Source organism: Acetobacter ascendens, assembly GCF_001766235.1.
Lineage (GTDB): Bacteria > Pseudomonadota > Alphaproteobacteria > Acetobacterales > Acetobacteraceae > Acetobacter > Acetobacter ascendens.
In genome coordinates this window covers 2,102,247-2,118,667 of the sequence record NZ_CP015164.1, presented here as the reverse complement: position 1 = coordinate 2,118,667, position 16,421 = coordinate 2,102,247, and the positions used below count along the sequence as shown (strand labels likewise).

The window sequence follows — 16,421 nt, the reverse complement described above, 5'->3', positions numbered from 1 at the left end:
GCGTATGAAAATCGGGTTGTTTATTCCCTGTTACATAGATGCGTTTTATCCAAACGCAGGGGTTGCTACGCTGGAGCTGCTGGAAAAGCTGGGCCAGGATGTAGAATACCCCATGGAACAAACCTGCTGCGGCCAGCCAATGGCCAATTCAGGCTGTAACCGGGATGCTGCCTCTGCTGAGGCGCTGTTTGTCAAACTCTTTGCCAAATACGATGCCATTGTTATGCCATCTGGCAGTTGCACCCACCATGTGCGGGACAATTTTGATGCCATTCCGCAAACGGATGAAGTGCGGCATGTGCGTGAAAACACCTTTGAACTGGTGGAATTTCTGCATGACGTGCTGAAGGTAGATAATTTCCCTTGGGCGGAATTTCCGCATAAAGTGGGTTTGCACAACAGTTGCGGCACCCTGCGCGCCCTGCGTACGGCCAGCATGTCTGAACTGGGTGAGCCTTTCTTCTCCAAACCGATGGACCTGCTTTCCAAGGTTAAAGGCATTTCCTTTGCCCATCCCAAACGGCCAGATGAATGCTGCGGTTTTGGTGGCACCTTTTCTGTGACGGAAGAAGCCGTTTCCGCCAAAATGGGGGTGGATAAGGTAACAGATCATCACAATGCCGGGGCGGAATACATTGTTTCTGCCGATACGTCCTGCATGATGCACCAGCAAGGGTGTGCGGAACGGGCCGGGGTTCCCATCCGCTTCATTCACATTGCTGAAATTCTGAATGGAGCACGGGAATGAAGGTCAAACCAGTTAACCACGCCAAGGCGGCTGAAGAGTTCATTGATGACGTTGCGCATGAAAGCTTTCATGACGAACGCCTGTGGGACCTGCGCCAAAAGCGTGATGAGCAGATGCACATTCTGCCAGAATGGCAGGAACTGCGCACCCGTGCCTCTCAGATTAAGGAACACACGCTGGCCAACCTGCCCGAATATCTGGAGCAGTTTGAAGCCAACGCCAAAAAGAACGGCATTCACGTTCATTGGGCAGCCGATGGTGCGGAACATAACCGTATAGTTGGCGAAATTCTGGAAAAACACGGCGCCAAATCGCTTATCAAAAGTAAGTCGATGGTAACCGAAGAATGCCAGATGCGCGAATATCTGGAACCACGCGGCGTTACGGTAACCGAGACAGATCTTGGTGAACGTATTCAGCAGCTTGATAACCAGATGCCCAGCCACATTGTGGTGCCAGCCGTGCATAAGCTGATACCAGACGTGGCCAAGATTTTTGCCGAGCACTATCACACAGACCCGAACGACAACAGCGCGCAGTCTTTGGCATGGCAGCAGCGTCTGGCGGCACGTCCGGTTATTCTGTCTGCCGATGCAGGGATGACAGGCGGCAACTTTGTTGTGGCAGAAACGGGGTCCTTCGTTGTCTGCACCAATGAAGGTAATGCGGATCTAAGCGCCACGGTGCCGGGGCTGCATATTGCCACTATCGGGATCGAACGCCTTGTGCCGCGTATGGCGGATATGGGTGTGTTCATTCGTCTGCTTTCGCGCAGTGCGTTGGGTTCTCCCATTACGCAGTACACCACGCACTTCCGTGGCCCACAAAAGGGCAGCGAAATGCATGTGGTGCTGGTGGATAATGGCCGCTCACATCGCCTTGGCATGCAGGATTTCTGGACATCGCTGAAGTGTATTCGCTGCGGTGCCTGTATGAACACTTGCCCAGTGTATCGTCGTTCCGGTGGCCTGTCTTACGGTGCCGTATATTCCGGCCCGATTGGCGCAATTATTGACCCCACCTTTAACGAGCGCAAATACAGCACGCTGCCGTTTGCTTCCACCATGAACGGAAGCTGCACCAATGTGTGCCCTGTTAAGATCAACATTCACGAGCAGCTTTACAAATGGCGGCGTGTGCTGGCTGAACATCATGAACTGCCGTTTGTAAAACGTGAGATCATGCATATGGCCGGTAAGCTTATGGGCCAGCCCAAGCTGTACCGTGCAGCCATTAACGGAACGGAAGTGGCGCTGAGCACCATGCCGCGTTTTGTGCTGTATAACTGGCTGAACCCGTGGGGCAAGCACCGTGAACTGCCGCACCCCGTAAAAACCACCTTCAACAGTTGGTACAAGAAAAACCGCCTGAACAAGCAGAAGGAAGGGGAAAAAGCATGAGCTCGCGTGATGCCATCTTAAGCCGTTTGCGGGATAACCGCCCAGACCCCAACGCCCATCCGCTGCCCCCCGTTGCCAAGCTAGGGGATATGGATGCAGGTAAGGCACGTTTTGAAAACAGCCTGCAAATTATTGGCGGCCAGGTTCTGGAACGGCAGGAAAACGATACGCTGGCAACAGCCATTGCCCGCACTTTTCCGGATTCTAAGATCATCTGCTCTGCTGTGCCGGATTTTGAAGGCACAATCCGGATTGAAGATCTGGATTCCCCACAGCAGGCGGCCTCTGTGGATGTGCTGGTGGTGCGCTCACCTTTCGGTATTGCTGAAATGGGCTCTATCTATCTGAGCGAAGCGCAGTTGAATAACCTGAACTCCGCAGCGCATCTGACGCAGCATATTGTGGTCATTCTTTCCCCCAAGAATCTGACCGCAAACATGCACACGGCCTATATGGACCGCCCCGAATTCCACACCGCCAATTATGGTGTGCTGATGAGCGGGCCTTCCGCCACGGCTGATATTCAGGGTGTTCTGGTGCGTGGGGCGCAGGGCGTGCGCACGCTTTCTGTATGGTGGGAAGAGTGAATCCTACCGACCGGAAAAAACAGCATTTCTTAAAAAGCCGGAGCGGGTATTCGCCTGCTCCGGCTTTTTTGTATGCAAAGGCTCATCATTGCGCTCTTGTATTATTCGTTAACACATCGCACAGAATATAAGGGCAGGTTCTGGTCTGCTCATGGTTGAAGAGTGCTGTGTGGTTATAAAACGGGTGGCGCAGATATGGCGGATAAAAACACAGCGGTAGCGCCCATTTTGGCAGGCGCAGATGTACGGCATGGTGGCACAGGGGCACCCCGCCTTATTGGGCTGGGGTTGGTGGCTTCGGCGCTGTTTTCTGTTACTTTTGTACTCAATCGGTCTATCAGCCTGCATGGTGGGGACTGGGTGTGGAGTGCTGCACTCCGGTATATTGAAACCGCTTTTCTGCTGTTAGCGTGGGGCTTTGTTGCCAAAGGTCCGCGCTGGGTGGCGGCAATCTGGCACCTGTTTTGGCAAAAGCTGCGCTTCTGGCTGGTGGCAGGAGGCATCGGATATGGTGTCTTTTACGCGTGTTGCTGCTTTGCGGCCAATCATGCGCCCGGCTGGATAGTTGCGGCCACGTGGCAAAGCACCATTCTGGCCACACCTGTGGTGCTATGGGCCTTTGGTGGCAAGGTGCCCTTACGCGGTGTGGCGTTTCTGGTGCTGATTTTTGCTGGTATCGTTATTCTAAATGCAGGGCGGCTGGAAGCTGGTGTGCCATTGGCACAAATTGCCTCTGGTGTGGTACCATTGCTGGTGGCGGCGTTTTGTTACCCTATTGGCAACCAGTTGCTTAATCGCTTTCGGCATCAGGCGGGCCCACACGCCGCAGTGCTGCGAGACCCATTAGCTGCTGTTTTGTTGATGACACTCGGCGCTCTGCCGTTTTTTGCGGGGCTTTTGTTATTGGTGCACCCCCCATTGCCAGATATGGGGCAGATAACATCTACGGGTCTTATTGCGCTGTTTGCAGGTTGTTTGGCTACGCCACTGTTTACCTATGCCCGCAATCTTTCATCAGATCCGTATCTGATTGCTGCTGTGGATGCCACACAAGCGGGAGAAGTGGGTTTTACATTGGCGGGGGAAGCCCTGCTGCTGGGCAGTGTTTCATTAGGAATGGCAGATTACGTGGGCCTAATTGCCGTTATGGGCGGCCTGATTGGCTTTGCTGTAAGCGAGGAAACCGCGCCCGAAGCCTGAATACAAAAACGGGTGGAAGCATTGCTGCCGCCACCCGTTTTTAAAACGCTCTGCTGTTAGCAGGTTTTAGTCCCGCACGCGCTCAATCTGCGCGCCACAGGCTGCCAGTTTGCGTTCCACAGCCTCATACCCCCGGTCTAGGTGATACACGCGTCTAAGGATGGTTTCCCCATGCGCGGCAAGTCCTGCCAGAATGAGAGAGAAAGATGCCCGCAAATCTGTCGCCATAACAGGTGCGCCAGAAAGGCTGTGCACCCCCCGGATAATGGCGGAAGATCCATGCACGTTAATGCGTGCGCCCATGCGGTTAAGCTCTGGCACATGCATGAAACGGTTTTCAAAAATGGTTTCCGTAATCATGGAGGCCCCTTCGGCTACAGAAAGCAGCGCCATAAACTGGGCCTGCATATCTGTGGGGAAGCCGGGGTAGGGTTCCGTCATGATATCAATGCCACGCAGTGCACCGGTGCGGCGCACACGCATAACATTGCCTTCCTGCGTTACTTCCACGCCGGTTTCTTCCAGCGCGCGCACCACAGCCCCCAGATGATCCACATGCCCATCAATCAGGCGCAAGTCACCACCCGTAATGGCGGCGGCGCAGGCATAGGTGCCGCATTCAATACGGTCTGGCATAATGCGGTGGTGGGCACCGTGCAGGGCTTCTACACCCTCAATGGTAATGGTACCGGTGCCAGCGCCGGAAATACGTGCGCCCATGGCGTTCAGGCAGTTGGCCAGATCCACCATTTCCGGCTCACGCGCGGCATTCACAATTTCCGTGCGCCCTTTGGCAAGGGTGGCGGCCATCATGATGTTTTCTGTAGCCCCAACAGAGGCAAATGGCAGAATAACCCGCTCGCCTTTAAGCCCCTTGGGGGCACGGGCGTGAATATAGCCGTTTTCCAGCGTAATTTCCGCACCCAGAGTTTCCAGCCCCTTCAGGTGCATATCCACCGGGCGCGTGCCAATGGCGCACCCACCGGGGAGGGAAACGCGGGCTTCATGGCAGCGGGCCAACAGCGGGCCGAGCACCAAAATGGAAGCACGCATTTTGGAAACTATGTCATACGGTGCTTCGGTATTGGTAATGTCACCGCCAACGGAAATGGTAGAGCCATCACCGTTTACGTCTTCCACTTCCAACCCATGCTGGCGCAGCAGGGCGCGCATGGTGCCAATATCGGCAATACGCGGCACGTTGGAAAGTACCAGCCGTTCAGATGTCAGCAGCCCGGCTACCAACAGTTTCAGGCCTGCGTTCTTGGCGCCGCCAATGGTAATTTCGCCGTGCAGGGGGCGTCCGCCCCGGATGATGAAACGATCCATGGTCTTTCTTACATCCGCGGGGTGGCAACGCCACGCTGGCCCATATACTTACCGGCACGGTCTGCGTAGCTCACTTCACACGGGCTTTCACCCTTAAAGAACAGGAACTGGCAGATGCCCTCATTGGCATAAATGCGTGCGGGCAACGGTGTGGTGTTGCTGATCTCGATCGTCACCTGTCCTTCCCATTCTGGCTCTAAAGGGGTGACGTTGACGATAATACCGCAGCGCGCATAGGTGGATTTGCCTAAGCACACCACCAGTACATCACGCGGGATACGGAAGTATTCAATAGTATGTGCCAGCACAAAGCTATTGGGCGGAATAATGCATACATCGGCCCGGCGGGAAACAAAGCCATCCGGGCTGAAGTTTTTGGGGTCCACAATGGCGTTGTTTACATCCGTAAAAATACGGAAATCATCCGCCACACGGGCATCATACCCGTAGGAGGAAAGACCGTAGGAAATAACGCCTTCGCGCTTCTGGTTTTCCACAAACGGTTCAATCATGCCGTGGTCCTGAGCCATCTGGCGGATCCATGTATCTGGCATCACGGGCATGTCTTGTCTTCTCCGGTAGGGTGGCGGTTTTGTGCGCCGGGTTCAGAACTGGTGGGGGTGGCAGAATCTGTTGAGTCCTGCCGGGTACGTGCCTGTTCCTTGCGGCGGCGCAAGTTTGCACGCAGCGCCGCAGCCTGCCGGGCCATGCGCTCGGCGCGGGCAGCTTCCGCTTTAGAGGAAAGGCGGGTGCCGGAAGATGTGTTTTCGGGCGTATCAGTCATGCCGGTATGCAGCAGGCCAGTCGCGTAGGTTAAACGTTCGACAGGCTGACTAGCAGAGGCAGCCCGCCCTGACTAGGGCAGACTGCATACGGATGGACAAAACCTGCTAGAGGTTGGCAATAACCTTAAGGCCCATCATGCCGCGCATTGCGGATTTTGTGCGTTTCACCGGGGTGAATCATATACTGGAATCCGGGCTGCACCAGCAGGCCGGGCAGGGCATCAATGCCGTAATAGGCCTCAATCACGTCAGACGAATGCTGCACGCCGTACACACCACTTGGCAGGTCGTATCCGCCATCCAGCGCAAGTTGTTCGCTTTGCCGCCGCCGGTTGCTAACTTTGTACCATGAAAACATCATGCCCAGACGGTCTGTCATGCGGGAGGGAATCACCCCCACAAGGGAAATGCCGCCATATAACTGGTCAGACACATTTACTGCGCGCGGGGTAACGTGGATGTAGCCACCCATCAGGTAGCCACCGGCCATCATATTACGCCCACCAAGGCGGTACACCATCTGGTCCGCTTCCAGCCAGAACATGTCAGACGGGGCAGAGCGTGCGCCGGGCACCTGTGCGGCAACAGCACTAGGCAGGGCCGAGCCAATTTTATCGGCATAGCGCGTGGTGTCATGCGCGTAGCCCAGTACGTAATGCCCCGGTAGGCGGTTGCGCGTTAAAAAGGGCTGCCACGTAAATTCAATCGGCAGGGAAATACCGGTGGCATGTTCCGCCCCCCAAGCCCAACCAGAGGGGTTTTCGTTCAGTGCGCCCACAGAATACGCGCCAATTTGGATGGCCGTATCCCATGTAGGGCGGAAGCGAATACGTGCGCCCCATGTGGCTTTTGGATACACGCTCATGCCCGGATTCTGTTTGATGGCCACAGGTGCAGAACAGGTGACCATGAACGAGCAGAGCAAAGGCGATGTGGCAAACACATGGGTAAGCGACATACGCCCGAAAATAACATCCAGCGTATTGTTGCGGAATTTCTTTTCAGCATACAGGTCCACCAAGTGGGCCACTACGTTGCCGGAAAGAGAATACACTTCCTGCAAGCCAACATAGGATTCGCCCACACGTGGGCCCTGAATAGCCTTACCGGCACGTTCCATCACCAGTGTATGCACAGACCACCCGCCTAGTCTGGGGTCCATTTTGCCCAGATCAAAAATGGTCTGAAGGGTGAGTTCGTGCACGTAGCTGGTGCCTTTTTCCCCCGGTCGGCCACCGGCAAACAGGCCATTGGCTTCTCCTTTATAGGTGAAGGAAAAGGTAAAGCCTTTTTCACGCAGCCGGTTTCGGAACGGGCCAAGCTGCGGAATAAGCGCGCCAGACCCTGCCGTGGGTACGTAGTACGGATCGTTCAGATCCGTTTCTCGCAGCGCATCCAGATTGGGGGGCAATATGCGGGAAGGGCCTTCTGTGGACAGAATGGAATCCAGTTCCACCTTATGAAAGGCCGAGGCATCTCCCGATGGCCCAACAGGCTGCACGCTCATGGTGGCCATACCGGGAAACGGCAGAACAGGCACACCGCTGGAGGGAATAGGTGTGTTGGGTGGCCGACGGATGGCGTTAAGGTCCGGGCCGAGGGATTCTGCATCCAGTGGGCGAGCCGCCTTTGCCGGGGCGGCGTGTACCTTGTTATTCCCCGGCGTAATAATGGCATCGGATACAGGCGCTACGGCGGTTTGGGCCGTAAGCGGAGATGTGGTGGTGCTTTGCGCCTGTGCCGCATTGTGTGCGCCAACAGGCCATACAACAGCCGCGCAACCTGCAAACAGCGCAGAAAGGGCGGTAGAAAATGCACGCCCGGGCATATCATGCTCCGCTTTATGGCGGCATGTTTTTAAAAAAGTCATTCCGCTTTCCGCAAAATCATGAGTGTCGGAAATGTTGACCACAATGCTGGTAAGGAAAAAGCTCCGCAGAGCCTGCCTGTCTGTTTAAGGCAGCATGGTGGGCCAGCGCAGATAGGTGGACAATTCACCTTTTAGCGCAAAGGCAGCGGATGAACGCAAAGCACGAGAGCTTAAGATGAAAGACATGGGACAAACCATTATTGTTGTTTTTGGTTGTTGGCCCCTCATCACAAACAGAAGCAATCTGTGTGGTCAAGTTGGTATTTGTAATAATATTTCCTAAATCACAGGAGTAATGAAATAAAAGCCAATATCAGGATGTATTTTTTGTTATAACGGTAATTTTGCAACAGGTGGTACATTGTCCTGCGGCATCTTTAAATCCTGCCAGCCGCAAAGCTGCGCATGGGCATGTTCCAGCCCGGCCCGAAAGCCGGGAGAACACAAAGCTTTGAACTCGGCTTCCTGCTCATAAGTTGGCATCAGCCTTTTCAGCAGGGCGTTTTTATGTGTGGCAGGGTGGAAGTAGATTTCAGAAACACCTTCGGGCAGATGCGCGGCCAGTGCGGCCACGCGGTCTGTTGTCATGTGGCCGCTCCATGCCAGCCCAAAGCACCAGTCATTTGTTTTCATGCCAGCGGCATGGGCTTGATGGCGCAAAAGGCTTGTCCAGCGGCGGAGGGCAGCATCACCCAGCGTATCTGTATAGGTGCCTGCGGCGTAAAGGGGTTCGGGCGGTTCCAACGGTACACGCACGGCATTCAGCCCATAGCGTTTGCCAATAGTTACAAGCAGGTGCCCCACTGTGGGGTGCAGGTGCATATGTTTGTGGGCATTGGCGTGGTCTAGCCGCAAGCCGGTGCGGCGGAAGGCTTCAAACTGGGCGGTAATTTCGGCTTCCAGTTCTCTCCGTCCTTCAGGGCGGAAAAAGTAATCAACCCCTAAGCCAAATTGAGAGGATGAAAACCATCCATCGGGCTGGGTAATAAGTGGCAGGCTGGTGTGGGGCAGAACAGCAGGGCCTTCTATCACCACAAGGTGCAGGCCAACATTTAGGGTAGGCAGGCGTTTGGCGCGTTCTATGGCGTCATCCACAGCCTCACCCGCAACCATGAGGCTGGCTGTTGAAAGCAGGCCATTGCGATGGGCAAGCTCGATTGCCTCATTCACTTCAACAGACATGCCGAAATCATCGGCAGAGATAATGGCGCGTTTCATAACAGAACCCCTGATCTTGCTCCGGCTGTATCTAGCACCGGCAGGGGGCACATGTCATGGGCAGAGGCATTTTGCCCCCGCCCATGTGGCATGCGTAGGTTACGCAGCGTCCTTACGGTTCTTAAGGAACTGGAAGAATTCCACGCCTTCACGCAGGCGGCGCTTCATCATCTGCGGAGAACGCACCATTTCACCCAGGATGGAGGCAATCTTGGGCGCGCGGAAATAGAACTTCTTGTAGAAGTCTTCCACGCTGTTGAAGATTTCCGTGTGGGACAGGTGCGGGTAATGCAGCGGTGCAATCTGCACGCCGTTATCATCCAGCAGTTCTGCGTTGTTTTCATCCAGCCAGCCGTTTTCCGTGGCCTGCTTGTGCAGAGCCGTGCCCGGATACGGTGCAGCCAAGGAAACCTGCAACGTGTGCGGGTTGATTTCCTGCGCGAAGCGGATGGTTTCCTGAATGGTTTCCTTGGTTTCACCCGGCAGGCCCAGAATGAAGGTGCCGTGGATTTTAATACCAAGCTCGTGGCAGTTCTTGGTGAACTCACGCGCCACTTCAACGCGCATACCCTTCTTGATGTTATGAAGGATCTGCTGGTTGCCGCTTTCATACCCAACCAGAAGCAGGCGCAGGCCGTTGTCACGCAGCACTTTCAATGTTTCGCGCGGCACATTGGCCTTTGCGTTACAGGACCACGTTACACCCAGCTTACCCAGTTCACGCGCAATGGCTTCTGCACGGGGCAGATCATCGGTGAAGGTGTCATCGTCAAAGAAGAACTCTTTCACCTGCGGGAAGTACTGCTTGGCCAGACGGATTTCAGCCGCAACGTGCTGCGGGCTGCGTGTGCGGTAGCGATGGCCCCCCACTGTCTGCGGCCACAGGCAGAATGTGCAACGAGATTTACAGCCACGGCCCGTGTAGATGGAAATGTAGGGGTGCATGAGGTACCCAATAAAGTAGTCCTCAATGCGCAGGTCCCGCTTGTACACTTCGGTTACGAAGGGCAGGCTGTCCATGTCTTCAATCATGGCGCGGTCACGGTTGGCAATAATTTCACCATCCTTGTTGCGCCATGTAATGCCGTCTACGTCCTTGAAGTCACGGCCTTCGGCAATTTCCTTGATTGTGTAATCAAATTCATTGCGGGCCACAAAATCAATCGGCGCGCCTTTCAGCAGGCTTTCTTCTGGCTGAACGGCAACCTTTGCACCCACCATCCCGATTTTCAGGTTGGGGTTCACGTCTTTAAGCATCTGCGCCACTTCTACATCCTTTGCAAAGGATGGGGTGGAGGTGTGCAGAATGACCAGATCGCGGTTTTTAACGTCTTCCAGAATCGGTTCCATGCCGATGCCTGCGGGCGGGGCATCAATCAGGCGGCTGCCTTCAACCATTGCTGCGGGCTGGGCCAGCCATGTCGGATACCAAAAGGACTTGATTTCGCGCCGAGCCTGATAGCGCGAGCCTGCGCCACCATCAAAACCGTCAAAAGTCGGGGGCTGCAGGAAAAGTGTTCTCATCGTCATCGGTTTTTATCCTGACAAGGGCGTGAAGCGGTTGGAGCCGGCAAAAAAGCGGTCTGCAAGGCTTCCATGGTCATTTAGCTGAGGGATTTACTCTGGGCTGTAAGGAGAAGGCAAGTTTTGCGTGCACGGGCTTTACTGTCTGGCGGAGAGACCATCAGATGAAGGTGGCCCAACCGGGTGCGGCGCCACATGCATGGTCTGCCCCCGCCAATGCACTTCTGTGCCGCTGGCGCTGCCCACCATAATGGCGGCGGAAAGCCAGTCCCGCACAGGCAAAAGCAGAAGCGGCCATAACGGGCGAGACCCTACAGTGCGGTCTATTACCAACGCGGTAAGGCAGCGAAAGCCCCATACCCCCCAGAAAAAAGGAAGTGTCCACGCTGCATGGGGCTGGAACAGCACCACCAACGTAGCCCAGAACAGTGGAAGCTGGATTGAAGAGGCCGCATAGCCCGCCGGTGCAAGCGTGCAGACTGTGCGGCCCCATCTGAGCTCATGCTTTAACAATTCTGTAAAATTGGATTCGGCAATAGTGGTCCATGTCAGGCAGTCGGCAATAGTAATATCCATGCCCAACTGGCGTACAAGACGGCCCAGCAGGGCATCATCCGCCACATGCGGCAGCAGGGCTTCCAGCCCACCCACCTGTTCCAATGTTGCACGCCGCAGGGCCATAGTGGCGCCCAGACAATCCTGCCGCCCCAGATAGCGCGAGAGAATTACGCCGGGCAGAAAATTGTGGTTGATCTGGCAGGCCGCCAACATTTGCACCACAGAATGCACGGCGGGTAGCCCTGCATACAGGGTAGTTACCAACCCGGTGTTGGGTTTGCTCAGCCCAGCCACGATATGTTGAAGATAATCCGGGCTGACATGAATATCAGAATCGGAAATAACCAGAATATCGTGCTTAGCCTGTGGCAGGATATTCATAAGGTTGCTGATTTTGCGGTTCAGCCCGTGCAGTACGGGGTTCACCACCAAATCCATATCCAGTTCCGGGTGGCGTTCCTGCAGGCGGCGCACAATAGCTATGGCCGGATCATCTGCATCTCGCACACCAAACAGAATCTGAACCTGCGGGTAATCCTGCGTGCAAAAGCTTTCTAGTGCTTCTTCCAGCAGAGGTTCAGAGCCGTAAAGAGGCTTTAAAACGGTAACCGGTGGGCTGTTTTCAAGAACAACCGGCTTATGCTCCTTGCGCCGGAAACGGGCCAGAAGGCCCGCCCCCAAAGCAGATTGCACGCAGCCAGTAACAGCCAGTACCGCGCTGGCCGCAGCTAGAAACGGAAAGGCGGACATTACACCTCAACCGTTTTATGGCCCCGTCGGGGCGCTGTTTTCTTTCCGCTGCGGGGCACGATGCTGCTTCTCGCTCTTAATCTTTGGAGTAATTCTGAACCTTGCGGTTCAGCACGTTGATCAGACCCTGCACACCGCCAGAGTTCAGCGTGGAGCTGAAGTCAGACCGCTGGGCGGCTGCCTGACTGATGCGGGAATCGCTCAGCAGCACATCGGTAATTTTCCATGCACCACCTTCGTTGTGCATGATGTAGCTCACAGCCGTGCCGGGCATGCTGTCATCAGACCCAATGTGGGTTTCTACAATCTTGCCGCCGCCAGCAGGGGCATCCGTTACAGACGGAGAGATGGTGAAACGTGCGCCAGAACCCGACTTAAAGCTGGAGACATAGCGTGCCACCGTAAAGTTACGGAAAGCTGCCAGCAGGTTCTGCTTGTCGCTCGGGCTCAGGCTATCATAGCGCAAGCCAACAGAGGCTTTCAGCACAGCTTCAAGGTCATAAGCCTGATCCACCGCGCCAGAAATCATCTGGCTGCGTTCAGCAAAGCTGCTGTGAGCGTTCTGAACCTGATCCAACGCTTTGTACAGCGACTGGATAGGCGCGCTTACGGCACTTGCCGGAGCAGACTGGGCAAAAGCTGCCGGAGCGGAAATGCCAGCGCCAGCAACCGGAAGAAGGGCCATGGTCATACCAAACACAAGGCCTGCACGAATTGAAAAGCGTTTCATGGCTTAAGATTTTGTCCCGGTTGCGCGGTTTGGCAAGATCGCTTCAAGCATGTCACCGATGCCCAATGCGCTTAGAGCGGTTCCGACGATGTGCGGAGCGGAGAGCCCGGCTTCGGCATATTGGGCGGCTTGAGTATTATGGTCAATGAAGCGGTCTGGCAGGGTAAGGGGGCGGAAACGCACGTTGTCCAAAAGGCCTGTGCGGGCCAGATGGTGCCCGACAAGGGAGCCAAAGCCACCTTCCGAACCTTCCTCAATCGTAATCAGTACCGCATGGTTGCGGGCCAGGTTTTCCACCAGTTCCGTATCAAAGGGCTTGGCAAAGCGGGCATCCGCCACGGTGGGCGGCAGGCCACGGGCGGCCAGCATGTCTGCGGCTTTCAGGCACTCAGCCAGACGCGGGCCAAGCGAGAGAATGGCCACGCCACCTTTTTCCGGCCTGGACTGCCCACCCATTTCACGGATGATACGGCCCTTGCCAATTTCCAGCGGTGTGCCCTCGGCAGGCAGGTCCAGCCCAAGGCCACTGCCACGCGGGTAGCGCAGGGCAAGCGGGCCTTCATCAAACAGAGCGGCGGTTGCTGTCATGTGCAGCAGTTCCACCTCATCGGATGGGGCCATAATGGTCATGCCCGGCAGGCAGCCCAGATAGGCAATGTCAAACGAGCCAGCATGGGTGGCGCCATCGGCCCCCACCAGACCGGCGCGGTCAATGGCAAAGCGCACGGGCAGCTTTTGCAGCACTACATCGTGCATCACCTGATCATAGGCGCGCTGGAGGAAGGTGGAATAAATGGCGCAGAACGGGCGCAGCCCTTCCGTAGCCATACCTGCGGCAAAGGTGACGGCATGCTGCTCGGCAATGCCCACATCAAAAAACCGGTCCGGATATGCTTTGGCGAAGGCATCCAGCCCCGTGCCAGACGGCATGGCGGCGGTGATGGCGGCAATCTTGTTGTCGGTGGCGGCACGGCGCGTGAGCTCGCGGGAGAACACGGAAGTGTAGCTCGGCGGCCCTGCGGGGCCTTTTTTCTGCTCACCGGTGACAACGTTGAACTTGGCAACAGCGTGATACTTGTCCCCGGCTTTTTCGGCTGGCTGATAGCCATGGCCTTTTTCCGTGATGACATGCAGCATGATGGGGCCGTTATCCGTATCGCGCAGGTTGCGCAGGATAGAGACCAACTGCGGCAGATCATGCCCATCTACGGGGCCAACGTAGTAAAAGCCCAGTTCTTCAAACAGCGTGCCGCCGGTAATCATGCCGCGGGCATATTCATCGGCTTTGCGGGCTGTGCGTTCCACAGGGGCAGGCAGCTTTTTGACAAACTTGCCAGCCAGTTCACGCAGGCCCATGAACTTGCGTGAAGACATCAGGCGCGACAGGTAGTTCGACATTGCGCCCACAGGTGGGGCAATGGACATCTCGTTGTCGTTCAGGATGACAATCAGCCGTTCAGCACCCGGGCCAGCCACGGCGGCGTTGTTCATGGCCTCATACGCCATACCGGCGGAAATGGAGCCATCGCCAATTACGGCAATCACATTGCGTTCGCGGTAGCTGGGGTCTTCCTCCGCCCGCAAGTGGTGGGCCACGGCCATGCCGAGTCCGGCGGAAATGGAGGTGGAGGAATGGGCCGCCCCAAACGGATCGTATTTGCTTTCTGCACGGCGGGTAAAGCCTGAAAGGCCACCTGGCTGGCGCAGGGTGCGGATACGGTCACGCCGCCCGGTCAAAATCTTGTGAGGGTAGGCCTGATGGCCCACATCCCAGATCACCTTGTCATCCGGGGTGTCAAACACCGCATGCAGGGCAACCGTCAGCTCCACAACACCCAAGGAGGCCCCAAGGTGCCCCCCCGTGGTGGAAACCGCGTCCACCGTTTCGGCCCGCAGTTCATCCGCAACCTGCTTAAGCTGCTCAACCGAGAGATTGCGCAGATCCGCCGGATACTCAACCCGGTCCAGCGCAGGAAAACGCCCTAACGTCGGAATCGGTGAAGGCGCGTCCTTGTCCTGAGAACTGTCCATGCGATCGTTTCCATCTTTTTGTTGCGGGCTGCTGTCTGATATCTGGGCGAATGACGCAACCCGGAGTGTGTCTTACGCCGCGTTTGCATGCCGACAGACATCGCGATCCGATGGCATGTGGTTTAATGTTTCACGCAAGAACGCAAGTATTGAAACAAAACAAGCCGGCGATTGTGGCCTTTTTGCAACATGAGTGTGAAAACACTTGAGCTTGACAAACCACACAACATATATGCAGGCCAATGTCTTCTTTCATGCGTGGCCGCGTAACGCGTGTATTCAGTATTCTGTCTGACCACCTGATGGCTCAGGGCGGAAATACTTGCCGCGGGTAGCACGGCCGCGTTTCTTGTTACACACTGAACTGAACAAGTTCTTTCCAGTCACGATACGGGCGTAAGTGATGCGCCGGAGCGGGGGTTTATGGCCGTACCGATAATGCAGGCCGTCAGGGTCGGCAAATATGTCGTCACACAGCATCTCAAGAAGCGGAAGCGCTATCCGCTTGTGCTGATGCTTGAGCCGCTTTTCCGCTGCAATCTGGCATGTGCAGGTTGCGGGAAGATCGACTACCCGGCTGCTATTCTCAACCAGCGCATGACTGTGCAGGAATGCATGGATGCGGATGCCGAGGCAGGCGCGCCAGTTGTGGCTGTGGCCGGCGGTGAACCGCTGTTGCACAAGGAAATGCCGCAGATTATTCGCGGTTTGATTGCACGTAAAAAATACGTCTATCTGTGCACAAATGCCCTGCTGCTTGAAAAGAAGATGGATGAATATGAGCCATCCCCCTTCTTCTCCTGGGATGTGCATCTGGATGGTGACAAAACCATGCACGATTCCTCCGTCTGTCAGGATGGGGTGTATGAACGTGCCGTGGCAGCTATTAAAAAAGCTAAGGAACGTGGCTTCCGCGTTTCCATCAACTGCACCCTGTTTGATGGCGCAGACCCACAGCGCGTTGCCAGCTTCTTTGATGAAGTGATGGCAATGGGCGTGGACGGAATCATGACCGCACCGGGTTATGCTTACGAACGCGCACCGGATCAGGAACACTTCCTGAACCGCCAGAAAACCAAGCAACTGTTCCGTGATATCTTCCGTTTGGGCAAAGGCCACAAATGGCGGTTTACGCAGTCTCCGCTGTTCCTGAACTTCCTGGCGGGGAATGAGCAGTACCACTGCACGCCGTGGGGTAAGCCGCTGCGTAACGTGTTTGGCTGGCAGCGCCCGTGCTATCTGTTGGGTGAAGGCTACGCCAAGTCCTTCCGTGAGCTGATGGACGACACGAAGTGGGATGATTACGGCACCGGTAACTACGAAAAATGCGCTGACTGCATGGTGCATTCCGGTTACGAATCCACCGCTGTTATGGATGCCGTGCGTCGCCCTTGGCACATTGCCAAAGTGGCGCTGTTTGGACCGGAAATAGAAAAGCCAATGGCACCGGAAATCTCACTGGCAAACCAGCGTCCGGCCCAGTACGTCTTCTCCAAACAGGTAGAAGAACAGATGGACGCCATTGCCGCACGCAAGCCTGCGAAGGCCCCACGTGTGAAGGTGATTCGTACAGCCGAAGGCGCGAACGATGCTCCGGCAGCAAAGCCAGCAGTAGAAGCCACTGCGGCAGACTGATCGGGCTTTCCGAATCGGATTTTAAAAAGGAGCGGTACCCGCAAGGGGCCGCTCTT

13 protein-coding genes and 1 pseudogene are annotated in these 16,421 nt (G+C 55.8%); 5 read left to right on the top strand and 9 right to left on the bottom strand.

Annotation, left to right across the window (positions count from 1 at the left end):
- Nucleotides 1-4 precede the first annotated feature (4 nt).
- The 4 genes from A4S02_RS10240 to A4S02_RS10225 all read left to right on the top strand — a co-directional run bounded on the left by A4S02_RS10240 (nt 5) and on the right by A4S02_RS10225 (nt 3,935).
- A complete protein-coding gene (locus tag A4S02_RS10240) occupies nt 5-748 on the top strand; it encodes a (Fe-S)-binding protein (RefSeq protein WP_019088462.1) in 744 nt (247 codons plus the stop codon).
- A complete protein-coding gene (locus A4S02_RS10235) occupies nt 745-2,148 on the top strand; it encodes a lactate utilization protein B (RefSeq protein ID WP_019088461.1) in 1,404 nt (467 codons plus the stop codon). Before A4S02_RS10240 ends, A4S02_RS10235 begins: the two co-directional genes overlap by 4 nt.
- On the top strand, nt 2,145-2,735 hold the full coding sequence (locus tag A4S02_RS10230) for a LutC/YkgG family protein (RefSeq protein ID WP_070323693.1): 591 nt from the start codon (nt 2,145-2,147) through the stop codon (nt 2,733-2,735). Before A4S02_RS10235 ends, A4S02_RS10230 begins: the two co-directional genes overlap by 4 nt.
- 195 nt (nt 2,736-2,930) lie before the next feature.
- Entirely contained in the window at nt 2,931-3,935 is a 1,005-nt protein-coding gene (locus tag A4S02_RS10225) for a multidrug resistance efflux transporter family protein (protein WP_070324244.1), read from the top strand.
- A 66-nt stretch (nt 3,936-4,001) separates the two neighbouring features.
- Here A4S02_RS10225 and murA read toward each other — a convergent pair whose 3' ends face one another.
- From murA to dxs, 9 genes and pseudogenes are all read right to left on the bottom strand, one after another.
- On the bottom strand, nt 4,002-5,264 hold the full coding sequence (gene murA, locus A4S02_RS10220) for a UDP-N-acetylglucosamine 1-carboxyvinyltransferase (RefSeq protein WP_070323692.1): 1,263 nt from the start codon (nt 5,262-5,264) through the stop codon (nt 4,002-4,004).
- Between the two features lie 8 nt (nt 5,265-5,272).
- Nucleotides 5,273-5,827 (bottom strand): dCTP deaminase, encoded by a 555-nt coding sequence (gene dcd, locus A4S02_RS10215; protein ID WP_012812446.1) that lies wholly within the window; start codon nt 5,825-5,827, stop codon nt 5,273-5,275.
- Nucleotides 5,818-6,048 (bottom strand): hypothetical protein, encoded by a 231-nt coding sequence (locus tag A4S02_RS10210; protein ID WP_019088457.1) that lies wholly within the window; start codon nt 6,046-6,048, stop codon nt 5,818-5,820. The genes dcd and A4S02_RS10210 overlap by 10 nt, the downstream gene beginning before the upstream one ends.
- A 106-nt stretch (nt 6,049-6,154) precedes the next feature.
- Nucleotides 6,155-7,961 (bottom strand): annotated as a pseudogene (locus A4S02_RS10205) (carbohydrate porin).
- 288 nt (nt 7,962-8,249) lie between these two features.
- Nucleotides 8,250-9,137 (bottom strand): hopanoid biosynthesis-associated protein HpnK, encoded by an 888-nt coding sequence (gene hpnK, locus A4S02_RS10200; protein WP_003624956.1) that lies wholly within the window; start codon nt 9,135-9,137, stop codon nt 8,250-8,252.
- A gap of 99 nt (nt 9,138-9,236) precedes the next feature.
- Nucleotides 9,237-10,667: a hopanoid biosynthesis associated radical SAM protein HpnJ gene (gene hpnJ, locus A4S02_RS10195; RefSeq protein WP_019088455.1), complete on the bottom strand. Its 1,431-nt coding sequence runs from the start codon at nt 10,665-10,667 to the stop codon at nt 9,237-9,239.
- 132 nt (nt 10,668-10,799) lie between these two features.
- Entirely contained in the window at nt 10,800-11,969 is a 1,170-nt protein-coding gene (gene hpnI, locus A4S02_RS10190) for a bacteriohopanetetrol glucosamine biosynthesis glycosyltransferase HpnI (RefSeq protein WP_019088454.1), read from the bottom strand.
- Between the two features lie 76 nt (nt 11,970-12,045).
- The gene (locus A4S02_RS10185) at nt 12,046-12,699 is read right to left on the bottom strand and encodes an ABC transporter substrate-binding protein (protein WP_070323691.1); all 654 of its coding nucleotides are present in this window, start codon (nt 12,697-12,699) and stop codon (nt 12,046-12,048) included.
- A 3-nt stretch (nt 12,700-12,702) separates the two neighbouring features.
- A complete protein-coding gene (gene dxs, locus A4S02_RS10180) occupies nt 12,703-14,730 on the bottom strand; it encodes a 1-deoxy-D-xylulose-5-phosphate synthase (RefSeq protein ID WP_070323690.1) in 2,028 nt (675 codons plus the stop codon).
- A gap of 423 nt (nt 14,731-15,153) precedes the next feature.
- On the opposite strand from dxs, the gene hpnH reads away from it, so the two are divergent.
- Nucleotides 15,154-16,365 (top strand): adenosyl-hopene transferase HpnH, encoded by a 1,212-nt coding sequence (gene hpnH / locus A4S02_RS10175; RefSeq protein WP_070323689.1) that lies wholly within the window; start codon nt 15,154-15,156, stop codon nt 16,363-16,365.
- Nucleotides 16,366-16,421 lie beyond the last annotated feature (56 nt).